Origin of the sequence: Amniculibacterium aquaticum (assembly GCF_003852705.1) — a bacterium.
In the GTDB taxonomy this organism is placed as follows: domain Bacteria; phylum Bacteroidota; class Bacteroidia; order Flavobacteriales; family Weeksellaceae; genus Amniculibacterium; species Amniculibacterium aquaticum.
This window is the reverse complement of the sequence record NZ_REFA01000013.1, coordinates 11,961-29,198: the sequence shown is the minus strand read 5'-3', so window position 1 is coordinate 29,198 and position 17,238 is coordinate 11,961. Positions and strand designations below refer to the sequence as shown.

Here is a 17,238-nt window from a genome sequence, read left to right as displayed (position 1 = left end):
CTTTTCTTCTGTAATGTACAGCGATTCATTTTTTAAAATATCCAAAGTGGTGTAGAAAGACCAACTTGTACTTCGCCGGTAGTATAATTGGATATGCCCAATTGGTTTCTAGCATAGTCTGAAAACCGGTATATACGAGCAATATAGGCCAAATAAAACCTCAATTTAATATCTTTGAAAGGTTGATAGTAAACCGTCGGTACAATCCCATAACTTGTTCTCAAATGGTTGTTTCCACTGGTAGTGCTTACCACATTTTTACCATAAGTATTGCTGGTCATCAATGTGAGTAGGGTCTGGATTTTTGGTGAAATTTGATATTCTGCACGAAACCAATTTTCAATGTAAGTAGCATCTTCGGAAATTTTAGGACCTTTTATCATTTCAGTTAATATCCCCTTCGTGTCCAGTTGTTCATGACTGTAGTTGAAGTCGTACATGACTTTTAAATTTTCCACTTGGTATTTATGCCCAAGAGAAAATGCATAAGTAGAGGCATGTCCTTTTGCAACACGAAAATTACTCATGCTGTAGATGGTTTCCAATTTGTTGTCAAAAAATTTTCCTTGCCAGTTCAAGACCAAGGCGAGAGGCCATTTGGGTTCTTGTACATTGTCGTACACATTTCCTTCGTACAGATCTGCGTACCTCATGGTTCTGGAGTTGAGTGCCTGAAAACCTATTTTGTGTTGTTCAGAAATCTGTTGGGTTATTCCGACGCCACTCACATAGTTCAGCAATTGGTTTATGGCATCGTTGTACTCTAAGATGTCGATGGGGTTATAGTCGTATTCGTACCCACCAAAATAGGCGTACATTTTCCCCACTTGAAGATTGGTTTTGGGTAGGATTTTAACATCCACAAAGGCCAATTCTACAGCTTTGTCCAACATGTCCAAGGATTGAACTTCACCATTTTTGTTGAAACGATATCTGAATCTGAAATTCACCTTATCATGAATTTTTCCTTGTACTCCAAGTGCGACTAAGGAATTTCTGAATTCGGTGAAATTATCCGTTCTTCCATTTTCAAAATGATTCAAGAAACCCAAACGCATATCCAAATAGACATGAATGTCCTTCAGAAACTTTTGGTTTTCAAGATTCAATAAAGGTTTTTGTGGGTTGATGCTGTCCTGAACGGTTTTGATCTCTTGTGCTGAAAAAGTAGAAAATACAACCGCAGATAGAAGATAGAGTATTCGTTTCATGGCAAGTTTTTTTTCTGTGAATGATGTTAAAATAAATTCATCGTATCAAAATTATTGAAAACTATATAAATAAAGCACATTTTTATTGTAAATTTCATGAAATGAAGAAATATTTTTACTCAAAAAAAAATCCATTGAGTTTGTTCTCAATGGATGAATTTGTTCTATCGAATTGTACTGCGATTTATCCGCCAACTCTTTTGGTTTTGTAGCCCATATCTTTTAGTAAAATCATGATTTTATCACGATTATCCCCTTGTATCACAATAATCCCATCTTTTTCAGAACCGCCAATCCCAAGTGTTGTTTTTATTTTTTTCGAAATTTTTTTCAATTCGTCGTCACTTCCCTCAAAGCCTTCAATGAGGGTTACAGGTTTTCCGTTTCTGCCTTTCTTCTCAAATTTACAAACAAGAGGTTCTTTTTGTACAAATTTTTCTTCAGGCATTTCAAAATCCTGTTCTTCGTGATCAGGAAATAAATTCTTTAGTTGTTCTCGAATATCCATAGAGGCAAAATTAGTATTTTCTGAATAAAATTGGAATGTTAAATTATTGAAATTTAGTGATAATTGTTAAAAAAAGTGTAATTTTGTATTTAATGACTTTAAATTAACAAGATGAACAACCCTTTGTTTTATGCAAAAATACTTCTCTTTGGCGAATACGGAATTATCGAAGATTCCCAAGGGTTAACTTTGCCATACAGCTACTATAAAGGGTCTTTGAAATTTTCAGACTTGGATTCTGAATTTATTTTAAAGTCCAACAGTTCTTTGAAAAAATACACTGAATATTTAGAAACTTTAGAGCTACCTTCGGAATTTTTATTGGATGTAGAACGGCTGAAGAACGATATTGATAACGGTTTGTATTTTGACTCCAACATACCGCAAGGTTATGGAGTGGGGAGTTCTGGAGCTTTGGTTGCAGCGGTTTTTAGCAAATATGCAATCAAGAAATTCGAACCGGAAACCATTTCTAAAGACGAACTGAAGGAATTGAAAAAGATTTTTGGACTCTTAGAAAGTTATTTTCATGGGAAAAGCTCGGGGATAGATCCATTAATTTGTTTTATGAACCTTCCAATTCTTATCGAAAATAAAGAAAGTGTTGATAAGGTAAATATTCCGGCCGAAGAAGTTGGCAAAGGAGCTATTTTTCTGATCGATTCCGGAATGGTGGGAGAGACCGGTCCTATGGTGCAGATCTTTTTTGAGAAAATGAAAACCGAAGGGTTCAGAAAAACATTGAAAGAAGAATTTATCCATTATAACAACGCTTGCATACATGCTTTTTTAAAGAAAGAAATGAATCCTTTTTTTAGAAATCTTAAAAGTCTTTCGATTTGGGCATACGAGCATTTCAAACCCATGATCCCCGAAAGTTTATACAAAGCTTGGAAAAAAGGCTTGGACACCAATGCCTATTATCTGAAATTGTGTGGCAGTGGAGGTGGTGGCTATATCTTGGGCTTTACCAAAGATTATGAAAAAGCAGATGAGATGTTATCCGGCTTTCAGAAAGAGGTTATCTATCGTTTCTAAGGATAAATAATTTATCTTTTACTTCATTAATATAAAAGTGTTTTTTCTGTCTTTAAGGTGGATGGATTATGGAAAATAAATTTCTCTACAGACTTTCCCAGCTTTTAGCATTTGTTTTGGGGACAAAACTGTTGATGGTGGTTGTACTTACATTTGCACTCTATGTTTCCACCTTTTTTTTATTTAATCAAGAAGAAAGTCTGAGGGCTTTTGCATTTGATTTTCGTGTTCATGCCATTATTTTCTGTGCAATAGTCAGTATTGGTGCAGGAGGAATCATCAATCAGTTTTACGATAAAGAAAAAGACAAAATCACCCGTCCTTTTCGTACAAAACTGCAAAGTTTCCTAAAGCAAAAGTATTTTTTATACGCTTATGTTTTTCTCAACAGCATTTCTTTGGCTGTAGCCGGTTTTATATCCGTCAGAGTCCTGATTTTTTTTCTGTTTTATCAGTTTCTCATTTGGTTTTACAGCCATAAAATTTCAAAAATTCTGATCCTGAATAACCTGACATTTGTCAGTCTTTCGTTGTATCCTTTTTTTGGAATGCTCATTTATTATCAAACTTTTTCCATCAAAATAGTATTGATGGCTACATTTTTATTTGGACTTTTATTGGTGATCGATATTATTAAAGACAGCCTAACCAAACACGCAGATGAAATTTTTGGATACCACACTCTACCGAATACTTTCAAAAAAACAGTGGTTAATCGTTTGATAATTAGTCTTTTGGTTTTCTTGATCCTGAATTCTATTTTAATTGTGATGAAAAAAGGATTAACAGGAATTATGGCGTATTATTACTTATCGGGTATCTTAATTTTTATTTTTTCGGCGTTTTTGTTGGTTTCAAATAAAAAAAATGCAAAATTTTATACGCTTAATATTTTACGATTCTGGATTTTTATAGGAATATTGGCCATGCTTTTTGATGGAATAATTATGAAGTGGTAATTTTTTTTTGAATGTATTAATGATTAATTTTGTACGATTTTAAAATACAATCTCCCATGTCAATTTTCAATGATACTCAGATCGCTTTTGTAGATAAAAGTACAAAGCAATTAGAAAAAGCAAAATGGATGTTCACCATGATACAGTATCCAAGCCTTACCAATGTAGGGATCAACGCTTTGAATTTTACCATAAAAAATAACTTTCCCTTTGTAGAAAATATTGTGAAAAACACCTTGTTCGAGCAATTTTGTGGAGGTGTAACCCGAGAAGAAAGTTCCAAAGTGGTACAACAAATGTACGCACACCACATCGGAAGTATCTTTGATTATGCCATTGAGGGGAAAGAAGACGAACAAACATTCGACCATACTTGCGAAGAAATTAAACAAAATATTCAGTTTGCAAAAGGAAACCCGGCCATTCCGTTCGTGGTATTCAAGCCAACAGGATTTGGTCGTTTGGATTTGTATGCAGAAATTCAAAAAGGTAAAGAGCTGACTTCTTCCGAAAAACAAGAATGGGAAAACATCAAGAAAAGATACCTCGAAGTGTGCCAATTGGCTTACGATCTTGGTGTAATCCTTATGGTTGATGCCGAAGAAACTCACATGCAAACTGCCGTGGATGATTTGGTAAACGACATGATGGAAAGATTCAACAAAGAAAAAGCCATCGTATGGAATACCATCCAAATGTACAGAACCGGAAGAATTGAATATCTTGAAGCTGATCTGAAAAGAGCACAGGAGAAAAATTATTTCTTAGGTTACAAATTCGTTCGTGGTGCCTATATGGAGAAAGAAAGAGAAAGAGCCGCTGCAATGGGATATCCGGACCCAATCCAACCAAACAAACAAGCAACAGATGATAACTACGATGCTGCTGTACAATTCGTAATGAATCATTTGGATAAAGTTTCTGCTTTCTTCGGTACACACAACGAAAAATCGACCGAGTTGGCAATGGATAAAATGAAAACCCAACAATTGGCGAACGACGATAGCCGAATCCATTTCGGACAATTGTACGGTATGAGCGATAACATCACTTATTATTTGGGGAACCAAAAATACAACGCCAGCAAGTACCTTCCGTACGGCCCTGTAAAAGATGTGGTACCGTACCTAACCAGAAGAGCCCAAGAAAATACTTCAGTCGCTGGACAAACCGGTAGAGAGCTTGGACTTCTGAACAAGGAAATTGAAAGAAGAAAAAAATTAAAATAATATTCGAAGAAAAAAACTTCCAAAAGATTTTGGAAGTTTTTTTGTCGAATCCCATAATTTATGCAAGAAACAAAAAAGAAAACGGCCATTTGGTTCATATTCATTACTTTACTGATCGATATCACAGGTTGGGGCATCATCATTCCTGTGGTTCCGGCTTTGATCAAAGAATTAATCCACGGGGATATTAGTTTGGCCTCCAAATACGGAGGATGGCTTAGTTTTGTATATGCAACCACACAATTTCTTTTTGCTTCTGTTTTAGGAGGATTGAGTGATAAATTTGGCAGAAGACCCGTGATCTTGGCTTCATTGCTGGGGTTTTCAATCAATTTTCTTATTCAAGGTTTGGCTCCAAGTATTTTTTGGCTTTTTGTTGGGCGATTATTCTCCGGGATAACCGGCGCCAGCATCACGCCGGCCAGTGCTTACATTGCCGATGTTTCTACAGATGACAACCGTGCCAAAAATTTTGGAATGATTGGGATGGCTTTTGGATTGGGCTTTATCATAGGTCCTGTATTGGGAGGACTTTTGGGACAGTACGGTAGCCGTGTTCCTTTCTTTGCGGCTTCGGCATTGTGTTTGGTCAACTTTATCTACGGATATTTTGCATTACCAGAAAGCTTAGACAAAGACCATCGCAGACCTTTTCAATGGAAAAGAGCCAATCCGATAGGCTCTTTGTTAAGGTTGAAAAAGTATCCACAAATTTTAGGTTTGGTAGTGGCTTTGGTTTTTATGTACATCGCGTTTCACGCACTACAAACCAATTGGGCTTTCTACACCATGTATAAATTTAATTGGAACGAAAAATGGGTTGGTATCTCTCTCGGAGTTTCTGGTTTGGTCGCTGCCATTGTGCAAGGAGGACTAATCCGGGTGATAAATCCTAAGATCGGAAACGAAAGAAGCATCTTGTACGGACTATTTTTCTACGCTGTAGGAATGTTTTTATTTGCTTTTGCCAATCAAAGTTGGATGATGTACGCCATCCTTATTATTTACGGTTTGGGTGGGATTGCAGGCCCTACATTACAATCTGTAATTTCCGTTCAGGTGCCTAAAAATGAACAGGGAGAATTGCAAGGAGCTTTGGCAAGTTTGGCCAGTGCCACAGCCATTGTAGGCCCACCGTTGATGACCAATACTTTTTATTATTTTACCCACGACGATGCTCCTATTAACTTTCCCGGTGCTCCGTTTTTATTGGGTTTTGGACTCATCGTTATCAGTCTGTTGTTTGTGTATAGAAATTTTAAATAGACTGCAAATCTTAAAATCTACTTAATTTTTCAATTTGGTTAATTTATTCATTCAAACTTTTGTAATTTCGCAGCTATGGAACTTAGTATAGGAGAAATGCTCGTTATCTTTTTGGTTATTGTGATCATGTTTGGTCCCAATAAACTCCCTCAAATCGCCAGAGATTTAGGACAAGGAGTGAGAAAGATGCGTGGTGCAATGGACGATATAAAAACAGAAATCATGAAGGATACAGACAATCCGATTTCTGAAATTAAAAAAGAAATTGATAAAGTAAAGGATCAGGTGAAAGAATTTGACCCTAGAGAACAACTTCGTGAGGAGATGGATCTTAAAAAATACATTGAAAATTCCAACGAGGTGCAATCTAATAAACCCAATCCTTCGGACAGCAACTATCAAGGTCCGGTGAGCCGATAATTTCTATGAACGAACTGATACAAGAAGACAAAGCAGCTTTGTTATTTTTGAATGGGCTTGGAGATTCTGCCTTCGATCCTTTTTGGTTAATGATTACCGGAAAATGGTTCTGGATACCGCTTTATGTTATTTTTCTGTATTTATTATTTAGAAATTATAAGGCCAAATCCGTGATTTTTATACTTATATTTATTGCATTGGGAATTACCATCTCCGATCAATTAGCAGGTATTTTTAAGAACGGTTTCATGAGGCTGAGGCCTTGTCACGATCCGGAATTGATATCGAAAATGAGAATGGTGACTTGTGGTGGACAGTTTGGCTTCTATTCCAGTCATGCCTCCAATACCTTTTTCTTGGCCACTTTTTTATCTTTTTTGTTGAGAAAAAAAATACCGTGGTTTCCTATTTTATTGTTTTCTTGGGCTATTTTGGTTTCCTACAGCAGGATTTATTTGGGAGTGCATTTCCCCGGAGATATCATTACCGGAATGGTAGCCGGAATTTTATTGGGTATTCTTTTTTCTAAATTGATGAAGAAAGTTTTACAAAAACAAAATTTGGAACCGCCTTCTGGCACCGGACATTAATCGTTGTGATAGGGCTTTCCTTGTAGGATTTGATCGGCTCTGTAGATTTGTTCTACGATGAATAAGCGAATCATTTGATGGGTAAAAGTCATTTTGGACAAGGATATTTTTTCATTTGCCCTTTGGTAGATTTCTTCTGCAAACCCGTAAGCACCACCAATCAAAATCACAATTCTTTTGATGGAACTGTTTTGCCAATGATCAATTTTTTGGGCAAATTCTCTGCTGGTAAATTGCTTACCTTTTTCGTCCAAAAGTACCAAAACATCGGTCGAATCAAGATTTTGAAAGATGAGTTTGGCTTCTTCTTTTTTTAGCAAATCGGGACTTAGGTTTTTAGCATTTTTAACATCCGGAATTTCGATAATTTCAAAATTCCAATATTTTGGCAAACGAAGTTTGTAGTAGGAAACCAAATTTTTTATTTCCTTGTCGTCTGTTTTGCCAATACACATCAAGTTTATTTTCATTTTCTAACGGAGGTTGTTGTACGGTTATTGGTACTGATGAATTATGATAACAATAGAAAATTAAAGTATTTGGATAATTCGGTCGTTTTCCTATCTTTGTTTTGCAAATATAAATGATGCATTTTGAAAACCCCTCAATTTCTTTTTAAAATCCGAGACTTTTTTCATGGGATACACATTCCATTTTTGGATATTTCACTTTGGAGAATGTTCGAAATTTATGGAAAAGGAATTTTCAGAATGCAAATCGGGAGGATGGCTGCCAGTATATCTTGGAGTTTTTTCTTGTCTTTGTTTCCATTTTTATTGTTCTTGTTGTCCCTATTGCCGTATCTGCCGCATTATCACGAGTTGCAGTATTATATTTTTCATGTCTTGTTGCATAATTTTTTTCCGGCCAAAGTTCAGGAAGATATCTCCAATTATATCGAGGATGTCATCAACCCCAATATTAAAAACCTAAGTTTTCTCACCATTTTTTTGGCATTAATTTTTGCCACCAACGGAACACATTCTCTGATCAACGGATTCAACCTGAACCACCGCAGAAAGGTGAATGCCATAAAAGAATATTTGGTTTCCTTTGCCATAACACTCTCATTTACAGCATTCATTATATTTTCCTTATTAGGACTTTATTATAGCGAAGTGGTACTAAAATTGTTTAGCCCAGAGATAAAAACCACCTGGTTAATAAGTAATTTGTCTAAAATTATTGGTTTTTTTTCCTTTCCATTGTTCTATTTTTTAGTCCTCAGTTTATTTTATTGGCTGGGATGTTTTAGGATCAATTCTTGGAAACAAGCGTTGCCAGGCGCTATCCTCACCACCGTTTTGTTCATACTTCTGACTTACTTTTTTGCTGTTTATGTTAAGGATTTTGCCCGATACAATGTCTTATACGGATCCATTGGTTCCATAATTTTGGTAATGGTCTGGATCAACCTTAACATCATTTTGATCCTGTTAGGGAATGAACTGAATCTCGCCATTAAAAATATTCGGCTAAAAAAAATAGAAAAAGATCAGAAAAGAACACAATTGATCGACATCGATAATAGCAGTGAGGTGATGGACTAAGTTATTGAGTCCAAAATATTTCTTTCACTTCTTTGTATTGTTCAATTTTTGCGATAATTACATCTATTTGGTTGATGGGAATGTTTTCAAATTTCAGTTCAAAAATATATTGATTTTCCAATTTCTCCACATTAAAATTTTGAACTTTCAGATTGTCATTGGTCAATAAAGATTTTAAAAACACGGCATGGTTGATGTCGTTGTGTGTAATGATTTTTAAAGACATGTGTCTGAATTTTCTGAAAACACGCTCTTCTAAAGGTTTTAGACCCCAAAGAATTATTATTGCTATGAGTGTAGTGGCGACCGCTGCGACAAACATTCCACTTCCGGTAGCAAGACCGATACCGGCAACGGTCCACAATCCAGAGGCAGTCGTAAGTCCCCGGATAATTCCTTGTTTGGAAAAAATAATGGTACCGGCACCTAAAAATCCTATACCACTAACCACTTGTGCAGCCACTCTGGACGGGTCTAGGTTAACATTGGGTGTTCCCAAAATATCTTGAAAACCAAAACTAGATACCATCATGACCAGACAAGATCCCACACAAACCATCATGTGGGTTCTGAGGCCTGCAGCCCAATTTTTTCTTTCTCTTTCAAGTCCGATTAATGCTCCAAAAATGGAGGCCAATGCCAGTCGTAATAAGATGTCTTGCCAAAGGATCATGGGGTTGTACTTTACTTCCAAAGTTAATGATATTTTTCATGGATTTGTATTTTGTAACAATTAATATGTTTTCTCACCAATTTTCATCAATTTTGTAGCATAATTCTTTTATGTGAAGTCTATTTTTTATAATCTAAATTCTCGAAAACCCATCTTCATCATCGCAATTGTCGTATGTGTTATTGCCTTTTTGGCTTTTGTTGTTTCTAGTTTTCTGATCACCAATGAAAGCAAGAAAATCAATGAAGAAAGTGCTAGAAAAGCATTTCAGAATAAATATATCGCCATAAGCAATGTGTTTTCGAATATTGAAAATTATCAGATTTCTCTGAATGAAATGACAAAGAACAGATCTGAAAACGAAATTAAAACAGAGTTTGAATTGTTGAATAAATTTAAAATTCAGCAAAATATCAAACCCTACAATTGGGTTTCGAATGTTGATAACGAAAAGAATTTGTTTCCGTATTTTTTTAAAAATAAAATTAACAATCAAAAAGATTTTAGTACAAAATCGTTTTTGACAACTACGAAACAGAACAGTTGTTTTGTAACAGTAAAAGACTCCATGTTTTGGGTCAATTACCAAAAAAATCGTTCTCCAGAATTTAATGGATATTACGGATTTACCATCAATCTAAATAATTTACACGATTATTTTTCAGAGGTCACACAAAGCCAAAACAATTATGCCTTTGTTTTTTCAAAAGACGGTACATGCATTACCCATCCCGAACAAAAATTTATTGGAAAAAATGTATTCGGCTTTACCAACATCGTCCCAAAAGACACCATAACTCCTGAAATGGGGAATACCGAGAGAAAAGTAAATTCGGAGTACCTTAATTTAGAAGTTTTACGATTTATAAAACCTCTGAAAACGAGAAATTTTGACGGTTATGTCGCTGTGAATTATGTGAATTTTTTGATTGATGAAAATGTCAATAAGACCAAAAATTATATTATCTACATCTTTCTAGCAACGATTTTGCTGATTTCCATTATTTTTATTGTGTTCCATCAAGCCACCAACAATGCGTATAAAGAAAAGGAATTGGTGCAAAATGAGAAGAATAAACTCCTGATCATAAATGAAGAAATGCATAAAGAAAATGCCATTAATCAATTGCAACAACTTAAAAATCAAATCAATCCACACTTTTTATTCAATTCATTAAATTCGCTTTATATGCTAATTGGTTTGGATCCGCAAAAAGCGCAAAAATTCACAATGAATTTGTCTAAAATTTACAGATACATCATCATTCCACCCAAAGAAAACTTGGTCTTGGTAAAGGATGAGTTGAAGTTCATAAATCCGTTTATGGACTTACAAAAAAGTCGTTTTGAAGATGAGATTCAGTTTGAAAAAAACATAGAAATACCTGAAAATCTCAATAAAAAGATTCCGTATCTGTCCTTGCAAATCGTAGTCGAAAATGCCATCAAACACAATATTGCTACTGTAGATCATCCTTTGTTTATAAAATTGTACGATAGCGAAAACGGAATTTTTGTGATAAATACCTATCAACCCAAACAGAAAAAACCGGTAGGTGAGCATTTTGGTTTGAATTATTTGCAAAAAACATGCACATTTTATAAAAATGATGAATTCAGAACTTGGATAGATAAGGACCAATTTCATGTTTTCATTCCGTTTTTGGATACGGATTATCCATTCACTCCATAAAATTATCCATTCACTCTCTTTTGTTTCATTTTTATTGCAGTCACCTTTATATTTACTGCAAATTCATAGGTAGAATTATGGATTTTATAATTTTATAATAAGGAATGAAACAATTTAGATTAGCCATTTATTTAGCCGTTGCTCTCTATTCTTCAGGTGTTTATGCCCAGAAAAAAGAGGACGACAAAGCAAATAAAGAGAAAACTGAAAAATCAGATTCTTCCAAAAAAGTGAAGAAAATTGACGAACTCATCAAAAAAGGAAGCTATAACAAAGGAATGTTTAATACCATTCAGGTGAAAACCGATGTGTATTTTGAGATTCCCGATTCTTTGATGGGCAGGCAGTTTTTGGTGGTTAATAAAATTTCTCAAGTTCCGATGGCGGTGAACGAAGCCGGACTGAACAAAGGGATGAATTATGAAAATAAAGTCATCACCTTTCATCACGATAAAGTGGCCAAAAAAGTTTGGGTAAAAACCTCAACGCCTAAAGTTTCTTCACCTGAAAATGACGCCATTACCCAATCGGTAAAAGAAAATTTTGCGGAATCCATCATAGAAGTTTTTGATGTGGAAGCTCAAAATTCAGATTCCACTTCTGTAGCCATCAAAGTGAACAAAATATTTGATGGTAATAAAAAAAGTTTTAACGATGTCTTGGCCAACACCGGTTTGGGAGGTTCGGTAAAGTCGGATCTGTCCTACATTGATGCCGTAAAAACTTTCCCTGAAAATGTGGTGGTTAAATCTCAACTTACAACTTCTGTGAATGAAGGTGGAGTAGATATGGCCGTAACTTTGGGGGTGACCAGCAATATTGTTTTACTTTCCAAAACACCGATGCAACCGAGGTTTGCAGACGATAGATTGGGATATTTTACAGAAAAACATTGGTACTTCAACGACGGTCAGCAGAAAATGGAAGAGAAAAAACTGATCACCCGTTGGAGGTTGGAACCTAAAGATGAAGACAAAGAAAAATATTTGCGAGGAGAATTGGTAGAGCCTAAAAAACCGATTGTATATTACATTGATCCGGCTACACCAAAGCAATGGCGCGAAAAAATTATCGCCGGGGTGCACGATTGGCAAGTCGCTTTTGAAAAAGCAGGTTTTAAAAATGCAGTACTTGCAAAAATGCCAACAGCAGACGACAAAGATTTTGATATTGATGATGTCCGTTATTCGGTAATTACCTATGTGGCATCTCCAAAAGCCAATGCCATGGGACCTTCTGTCGTGGATCCTAGAAGTGGCGAAATTTTGGAATCGGATATCGTTTGGTGGCACAATGTGATGACTTCCCTACACGAGTGGATGCGCATACAAACCGGCCCCATAGACTCTAAAGCCAGAGGAAATAAATTTTCTGACGAACATATGGGAGAGGCCATTCGATTTGTTTCTTCTCATGAAGTAGGACACACCTTTGGTCTGAAACACAACATGGGATCTTCTTTTGCCTATCCTGTCGAATCTCTAAGATCCAAAGAATTTACCGATAAAATGGGAGGTACAGCTCCTTCCATCATGGATTATGCCCGATATAACTATGTAGCACAACCGGAAGATGGTGTTACAGCCATTACGCCCAAAATTGGTGTTTATGACAAATATGCCATAGAATGGGGCTATCGTTGGTTTGAAAATTCGAATGTAGAAAAAATAGCTTTAAAAAAGCTGATCGAAACTCACCAAAACGATCCCTTGTATTTTTATGGCGAACAACAAAGTTATTTGGATACCGTTGATCCTCGTTCTCAATCCGAAGACTTGGGTGATGATGCCGTATTGGCCAGTGAATACGGAATGAAAAACCTAAAAAGAGTAGTCGACAATCTTTTGACTTGGACTGCTGAAGAAGGAAAAAATTACGAGGAAGCCGGAAAATTGTATTTCGGAACCATCGGTCAGTGGGATCTTTACAACCACCATGTTATGGCCAATGTTGGTGGTATCTATCTGAACCAAGCCGTTTTTGGAAATCATAAAAAAGCCTATGAAGCAGTACCGGCAGCAATGCAAAGAAAAGCGGTAGATTATCTGACCAAGAATATTTTAGAAATTCCAAAGTGGTTGTTTTTTAATCCAATATTAGAGAAAACTTACGCTGTCAAGAAATCCCCAATGGGTCCGTATGAGCAATCGCCTTATACTTTGGCAAGAGAAATGCAATATTCGAATATCTATTATCTTTTTGCAGACGATCGATTGTTAAGGATGTTGGAAAATGAACTGAAGCAAGAGGAGTTGGGAACAAAGAACGAGATATATACCGTTTCTGATTTGTTTGAACAAGTTCGCAATGTCGCATTCAACAAAAAAGGAAGCTTGAGTATTTTAGAAAGAATGACTCAGAAAAATTATGTGGATGCCTTAATTGTTTCAACCAATAAATTGTTTGAGAAGACTTCAGTAAAAGGCATTACCATAGATCAAACTTTAAGAATGCCTACGATATGCAATCATTTGGATGATGATAAAATGGCGAGAAACATCAACTATTCTTCCATGAAAAGAGTTTCTGAAGTCACCACATACAAAAGAGCAGAACTTCAAAAAGTTTTGGATATTGTACAAAAGAAAAAAAACAACGGCGACACCAATACGCAAGCGCATTACGCAGATTTAATCACCCGTATTAAAGAAGCATTGAATAAATAGTTATAGCCAATTATGCAATCGCTATACCCATGAAAATGAGAATAATCGTAAATTAGCGAAAGCATAGGGTCATTAAAAAAAAGATTTTACAACCTATGAAAAAATCATTAATTCTTTTACCTCTTCTAGCAGCAAGTTTCACTTATGCACAGGAGAAAAGAGTGATCACTGGATCGGTACAAGATGCCTCTACCTCCAAAGGATTGGTAGGTGCATCTATAAAGATCGATGCACAATCTGTTTCATCTACAACCCAGCAAAAAGGGATTATCGAAAGTGTTTCGGTTGGAACAATTTCTACGGCAAACGGTCAATTTTCATTAGAAATCCCGAAGGATACCCAAACGGTAACCATCAGTTTTCCAGGTTACGAAGCAGAAATACTTCAACTGTTCCCAAGTCAGACGGAATATGTTATAAAACTACAACCCGTAACAAGTTCTAAAAAAGAAACGAACATACAAGAAGTTGTACTTACAGGGTATCAAAAAATTGAAAAAAGAAAACTAACTTCAGCGGTGAATACGGTGAAGATGGCAGACATACAACAATCCGGAGTTGCCAGTGTGGATAAATTGTTGATGGGACAAGTTGCCGGAGTAGTTGTTACTCCAGAAACGGGTGCTCCCGGTAGTCCAGCCAAAATAAGAATTAGAGGTACTGCTTCTCTTTCCGGTCCTCAAGACCCACTTTGGGTGATTGATGGTTTGCCATTGGAAGGAAACGATGTGCCAAATTTTAGCGACAAAGAAAATTTAGATCAGCTCCAGAACTTCTCCATCGCCGGACTTAACCCCAACGATATCGAAGACATCACCATACTAAAAGATGCCGCTGCAACTGCAATTTATGGAGCTAGAGCAGCCAATGGTGTCATCTCCATCACAACCAAAAAAGGTAAAAAGGGTGCCATGAAGGTCAACTTCAACGCCGATACTTTTGTAAACCTTAGACCGGACTTTTCTAAACTAAATTTACTAAATGCTTCAGAAAAAGTAGATTTGGAATTGATGATGGCGGGAAGACCAGAACTTACCTACCGTGAAGATAAAGGTGAGGTTATGCGTATCCTGAATGCCAACAATCAACTTACGGCCTATAGAAATGGAGGTTGGGGTGCTTTGGATGCAACAACTCAATCTCAAATTAACGCCTTGAGAGCGAATACTACCGATTGGGGGAAATTGTTGTATAGAACAGCCATTAACCGTCAATACGGTGTAAGTCTGTCAGGAGGAAATGATGTTTCGGATTACTACGCCTCTTTTGGATATTTTAACGAACAAGGTACAACGATAGGAACTGGTTTTGACCGACTGAACCTTACTTTGAAAAATAATTTTAAAGTAAACAATAAATTGAATGTCGGAATTTCCGTTTTCGGTACTTCCAGCCAAAAAGATTCTTTTGTAACCGATGCCGATGCTTCCATCAACCCGGTGAACTATTCCAGAAATGCCAATCCGTATCTTTCGCCGTTCAAAGCCGATGGATCGTACAACTACGACAAAGATATTGATGGTTTTGATGATCGTTATGTGCCGTTCAACTTTATGGAAGAAAGAGAGAATACCCATTATTTCTTGAAAAATAAATCCTTGAAAGCCATTTTGGATTTGGAATATAAACTGTCCAAAGGATTGAAGTTGACTTCCCAATTCGGGGTGCAATACGATGTGAACGATACCGAAAAATATGCAGGGGAAAACACCTATTTCACTAGAAAAATGAAAGAAAGTACCCGCTACTATCAAAATGGCGGCTACAAATATTTCTTACCCGATGGAGCCATAAAACAAAATTGGGACAACGATTTCTTCCAATACAACTGGAAATTGCAAGCCCTGTACAGTACCAAAATTGGTAACCGTCACGAAATTGATTTGATGGCCGGTTCCGAATTGAGAAAAACTGAAGACCATACCACCATTACCAGAGCTTTTGGGTACAACCCGGTTACGAAAAGAGCAACATCTATCGTCTTTCCAAGCTCTAACTTTGCTTCCGACAAAAGATTTGAAGCATACAGAGAAGTAGCTCCAATAGAAAATGCGTACGCCTCTTTCTATGCAACGGGATCTTATACTTTGGACAAAAAATACACCTTCTTTGGTTCTGCCAGATACGATGGTACCAACCTTTTCGGTGTCGATAAAAAGTACAGATATCTTCCGATTTGGGCTGCCTCAGCTTCGTGGTTGGTGTCCAGAGAAGATTTTATGAAAAATCTAGATTTTATCTCCAATCTAAGATTACGAGCATCGTATGGACTTCAAGGAAATATCGACAGAAATACATCTCCATATTTTATCGGAGAGTACAGCGATACCACCATACTTCCGGGGAACAAAGAAGACATCATCAATGTCATCAGTCCACCAAACGGAAAATTGCGTTGGGAAAAAACCGCCAATACCAATTTAGGTGTAGATTTAGGTTTGTTCAACAACAGAATCAATCTAACTGCCGATGTGTATTATAGAAAAGGTACCGACATGATCAGCATGAAAGAAACCCCACTAGAAACCGGTTTCGAATATACCATGGTGAACTGGGGAAGTCTGACCAATAAAGGTTTTGAATTGGCTTTGTCCACAAAAAATATTAAATCAGACCATTTCCAATGGAATACCACCATCAACTTTGCACACAACAAAAGTGAAGTTTTAGACGAACAGGTGAGAGACAATTCGACCTTGCCTTCACGAGTTGGTTTGCCGGTTAATGCCGTATTTGCTCTGAAAACGGCAGGAATTGATCAATATGGAAATCCGTTGTTTTGGAAAGGAGATGAAAAGGTGTCTGCAGCAGAATTTTTCCAATTGTATGATGAGTGGGCCGATTTCTTCCCGGGACAATTGGTGAACACCAAATTAACCAATGAGCAAATCCGTGGATTGTTTACCTATGTAGGTGATAGGGATCCGAAATTTACCGGAGGGATTATCAATAATTTCAAATATAAAAACTTTGATCTATCCATTTCGGCAGCATTCAATTTGAAACAAACCGTAATGAGATCGCCGTCGTATAGAGGAATGGAGTTGGATCGTGGCCGAAACTATACCACCGATATTTGGCAAGCCGGAACTACACTGCCGGGGATTACCAGTCCGGACATCAACGCCAATCCAGAAGGATGGATGGGTAACAAATGGTTTGCTGATAACCGAGCCAATACCTATGCACTTTTGGATCTTTGGGCAAAAGAAATTTCGTATCTAAGAATTTCGAGCATCCGTTTGGGGTATACTTTGCCAAAACAATTCTCGGATGCCATAGGAGTTTCCACACTTCGTTTGAGTGTAGAGGGTAGAAACTTGTTTGTATTCAGTAACGGTTACAATGGATATTTCGACCCAGAAACTTATGGAAATATCTATGCTCAACCCATCCAAAAATCGGTAACGGTAGGATTTAATGTTTCATTTTAAG

Annotated in this window: 14 protein-coding genes; 10 read left to right on the top strand and 4 right to left on the bottom strand. The window is 36.6% G+C overall.

Annotation, left to right across the window (positions count from 1 at the left end):
* Positions 1-32 precede the first annotated feature (32 nt).
* Together EIY84_RS07175 and EIY84_RS07170 are read right to left on the bottom strand one after the other, a co-directional pair.
* Positions 33-1,211, bottom strand: a complete 1,179-nt coding sequence (locus EIY84_RS07175; protein ID WP_124641676.1) for a porin — start codon at positions 1,209-1,211, stop codon at positions 33-35.
* Between the two features lie 184 nt (positions 1,212-1,395).
* Positions 1,396-1,719, bottom strand: coding sequence for a translation initiation factor (locus EIY84_RS07170; protein WP_124641674.1), 324 nt, complete (start codon positions 1,717-1,719; stop codon positions 1,396-1,398).
* A 111-nt stretch (positions 1,720-1,830) separates the two neighbouring features.
* Here EIY84_RS07170 and EIY84_RS07165 point away from each other — a divergent pair, with 111 nt between their 5' ends.
* From EIY84_RS07165 to EIY84_RS07140, 6 genes are all read left to right on the top strand, one after another.
* Positions 1,831-2,757, top strand: coding sequence for a mevalonate kinase family protein (locus EIY84_RS07165; RefSeq protein ID WP_124641672.1), 927 nt, complete (start codon positions 1,831-1,833; stop codon positions 2,755-2,757).
* Between the two features lie 68 nt (positions 2,758-2,825).
* Positions 2,826-3,716: a UbiA family prenyltransferase gene (locus EIY84_RS07160; protein ID WP_124641670.1), complete on the top strand. Its 891-nt coding sequence runs from the start codon at positions 2,826-2,828 to the stop codon at positions 3,714-3,716.
* A 56-nt stretch (positions 3,717-3,772) separates the two neighbouring features.
* Positions 3,773-4,945 carry a proline dehydrogenase family protein gene (locus tag EIY84_RS07155; protein ID WP_124641668.1) on the top strand — a complete coding sequence of 391 codons (1,173 nt, stop codon included), beginning with the start codon at positions 3,773-3,775 and terminating at the stop codon, positions 4,943-4,945.
* Between the two features lie 60 nt (positions 4,946-5,005).
* Positions 5,006-6,211 carry a TCR/Tet family MFS transporter gene (locus EIY84_RS07150; RefSeq protein ID WP_124641666.1) on the top strand — a complete coding sequence of 402 codons (1,206 nt, stop codon included), beginning with the start codon at positions 5,006-5,008 and terminating at the stop codon, positions 6,209-6,211.
* 75 nt (positions 6,212-6,286) lie between these two features.
* Entirely contained in the window at positions 6,287-6,631 is a 345-nt protein-coding gene (locus EIY84_RS07145; protein ID WP_124641664.1) for a Sec-independent protein translocase subunit TatA/TatB, read from the top strand.
* 5 nt (positions 6,632-6,636) lie between these two features.
* The gene (locus EIY84_RS07140; protein ID WP_124641662.1) at positions 6,637-7,221 is read left to right on the top strand and encodes a phosphatase PAP2 family protein; all 585 of its coding nucleotides are present in this window, start codon (positions 6,637-6,639) and stop codon (positions 7,219-7,221) included.
* Here EIY84_RS07140 and rlmH read toward each other — a convergent pair.
* The gene (rlmH, locus tag EIY84_RS07135; protein WP_124641660.1) at positions 7,218-7,691 is read right to left on the bottom strand and encodes a 23S rRNA (pseudouridine(1915)-N(3))-methyltransferase RlmH; all 474 of its coding nucleotides are present in this window, start codon (positions 7,689-7,691) and stop codon (positions 7,218-7,220) included. The genes EIY84_RS07140 and rlmH overlap by 4 nt on opposite strands.
* A 123-nt stretch (positions 7,692-7,814) precedes the next feature.
* Between rlmH and EIY84_RS07130 the strand changes: the two genes are divergently transcribed.
* On the top strand, positions 7,815-8,771 hold the full coding sequence (locus tag EIY84_RS07130) for a YihY/virulence factor BrkB family protein (RefSeq protein ID WP_241154751.1): 957 nt from the start codon (positions 7,815-7,817) through the stop codon (positions 8,769-8,771).
* Between the two features lies 1 nt (position 8,772).
* Here EIY84_RS07130 and EIY84_RS07125 read toward each other — a convergent pair whose 3' ends face one another.
* Positions 8,773-9,465 carry an MgtC/SapB family protein gene (locus EIY84_RS07125; RefSeq protein ID WP_241154750.1) on the bottom strand — a complete coding sequence of 231 codons (693 nt, stop codon included), beginning with the start codon at positions 9,463-9,465 and terminating at the stop codon, positions 8,773-8,775.
* Positions 9,466-9,556: 91 nt separating this feature from the next.
* On the opposite strand from EIY84_RS07125, the gene EIY84_RS07120 reads away from it, so the two are divergent.
* The 3 genes from EIY84_RS07120 (at position 9,557) to EIY84_RS07110 (ending at position 17,237) form a co-directional block, all read left to right on the top strand.
* On the top strand, positions 9,557-11,137 hold the full coding sequence (locus EIY84_RS07120) for a histidine kinase (RefSeq protein WP_124641658.1): 1,581 nt from the start codon (positions 9,557-9,559) through the stop codon (positions 11,135-11,137).
* A 104-nt stretch (positions 11,138-11,241) separates the two neighbouring features.
* Positions 11,242-13,803: a zinc-dependent metalloprotease gene (locus tag EIY84_RS07115; protein ID WP_124641656.1), complete on the top strand. Its 2,562-nt coding sequence runs from the start codon at positions 11,242-11,244 to the stop codon at positions 13,801-13,803.
* Between the two features lie 95 nt (positions 13,804-13,898).
* Positions 13,899-17,237: a SusC/RagA family TonB-linked outer membrane protein gene (locus EIY84_RS07110; RefSeq protein WP_124641654.1), complete on the top strand. Its 3,339-nt coding sequence runs from the start codon at positions 13,899-13,901 to the stop codon at positions 17,235-17,237.
* Position 17,238 lies beyond the last annotated feature (1 nt).

Excerpts from the sequence above, each read along its gene's own strand:
- EIY84_RS07175 (WP_124641676.1), bottom strand. The coding sequence starts at position 1,211 with ATGAAACGAATACTCTATCTTCTATCTGCGGTTGTATTTTCTACTTTT.
- EIY84_RS07170 (WP_124641674.1), bottom strand. The coding sequence starts at position 1,719 with ATGGATATTCGAGAACAACTAAAGAATTTATTTCCTGATCACGAAGAA.
- EIY84_RS07165 (WP_124641672.1), top strand. The coding sequence starts at position 1,831 with ATGAACAACCCTTTGTTTTATGCAAAAATACTTCTCTTTGGCGAATAC.
- EIY84_RS07160 (WP_124641670.1), top strand. The coding sequence starts at position 2,826 with ATGGAAAATAAATTTCTCTACAGACTTTCCCAGCTTTTAGCATTTGTT.
- EIY84_RS07155 (WP_124641668.1), top strand. The coding sequence starts at position 3,773 with ATGTCAATTTTCAATGATACTCAGATCGCTTTTGTAGATAAAAGTACA.
- EIY84_RS07150 (WP_124641666.1), top strand. The coding sequence starts at position 5,006 with ATGCAAGAAACAAAAAAGAAAACGGCCATTTGGTTCATATTCATTACT.
- EIY84_RS07145 (WP_124641664.1), top strand. The coding sequence starts at position 6,287 with ATGGAACTTAGTATAGGAGAAATGCTCGTTATCTTTTTGGTTATTGTG.
- EIY84_RS07140 (WP_124641662.1), top strand. The coding sequence starts at position 6,637 with ATGAACGAACTGATACAAGAAGACAAAGCAGCTTTGTTATTTTTGAAT.
- rlmH (WP_124641660.1), bottom strand. The coding sequence starts at position 7,691 with ATGAAAATAAACTTGATGTGTATTGGCAAAACAGACGACAAGGAAATA.
- EIY84_RS07115 (WP_124641656.1), top strand. The coding sequence starts at position 11,242 with ATGAAACAATTTAGATTAGCCATTTATTTAGCCGTTGCTCTCTATTCT.
- EIY84_RS07110 (WP_124641654.1), top strand. The coding sequence starts at position 13,899 with ATGAAAAAATCATTAATTCTTTTACCTCTTCTAGCAGCAAGTTTCACT.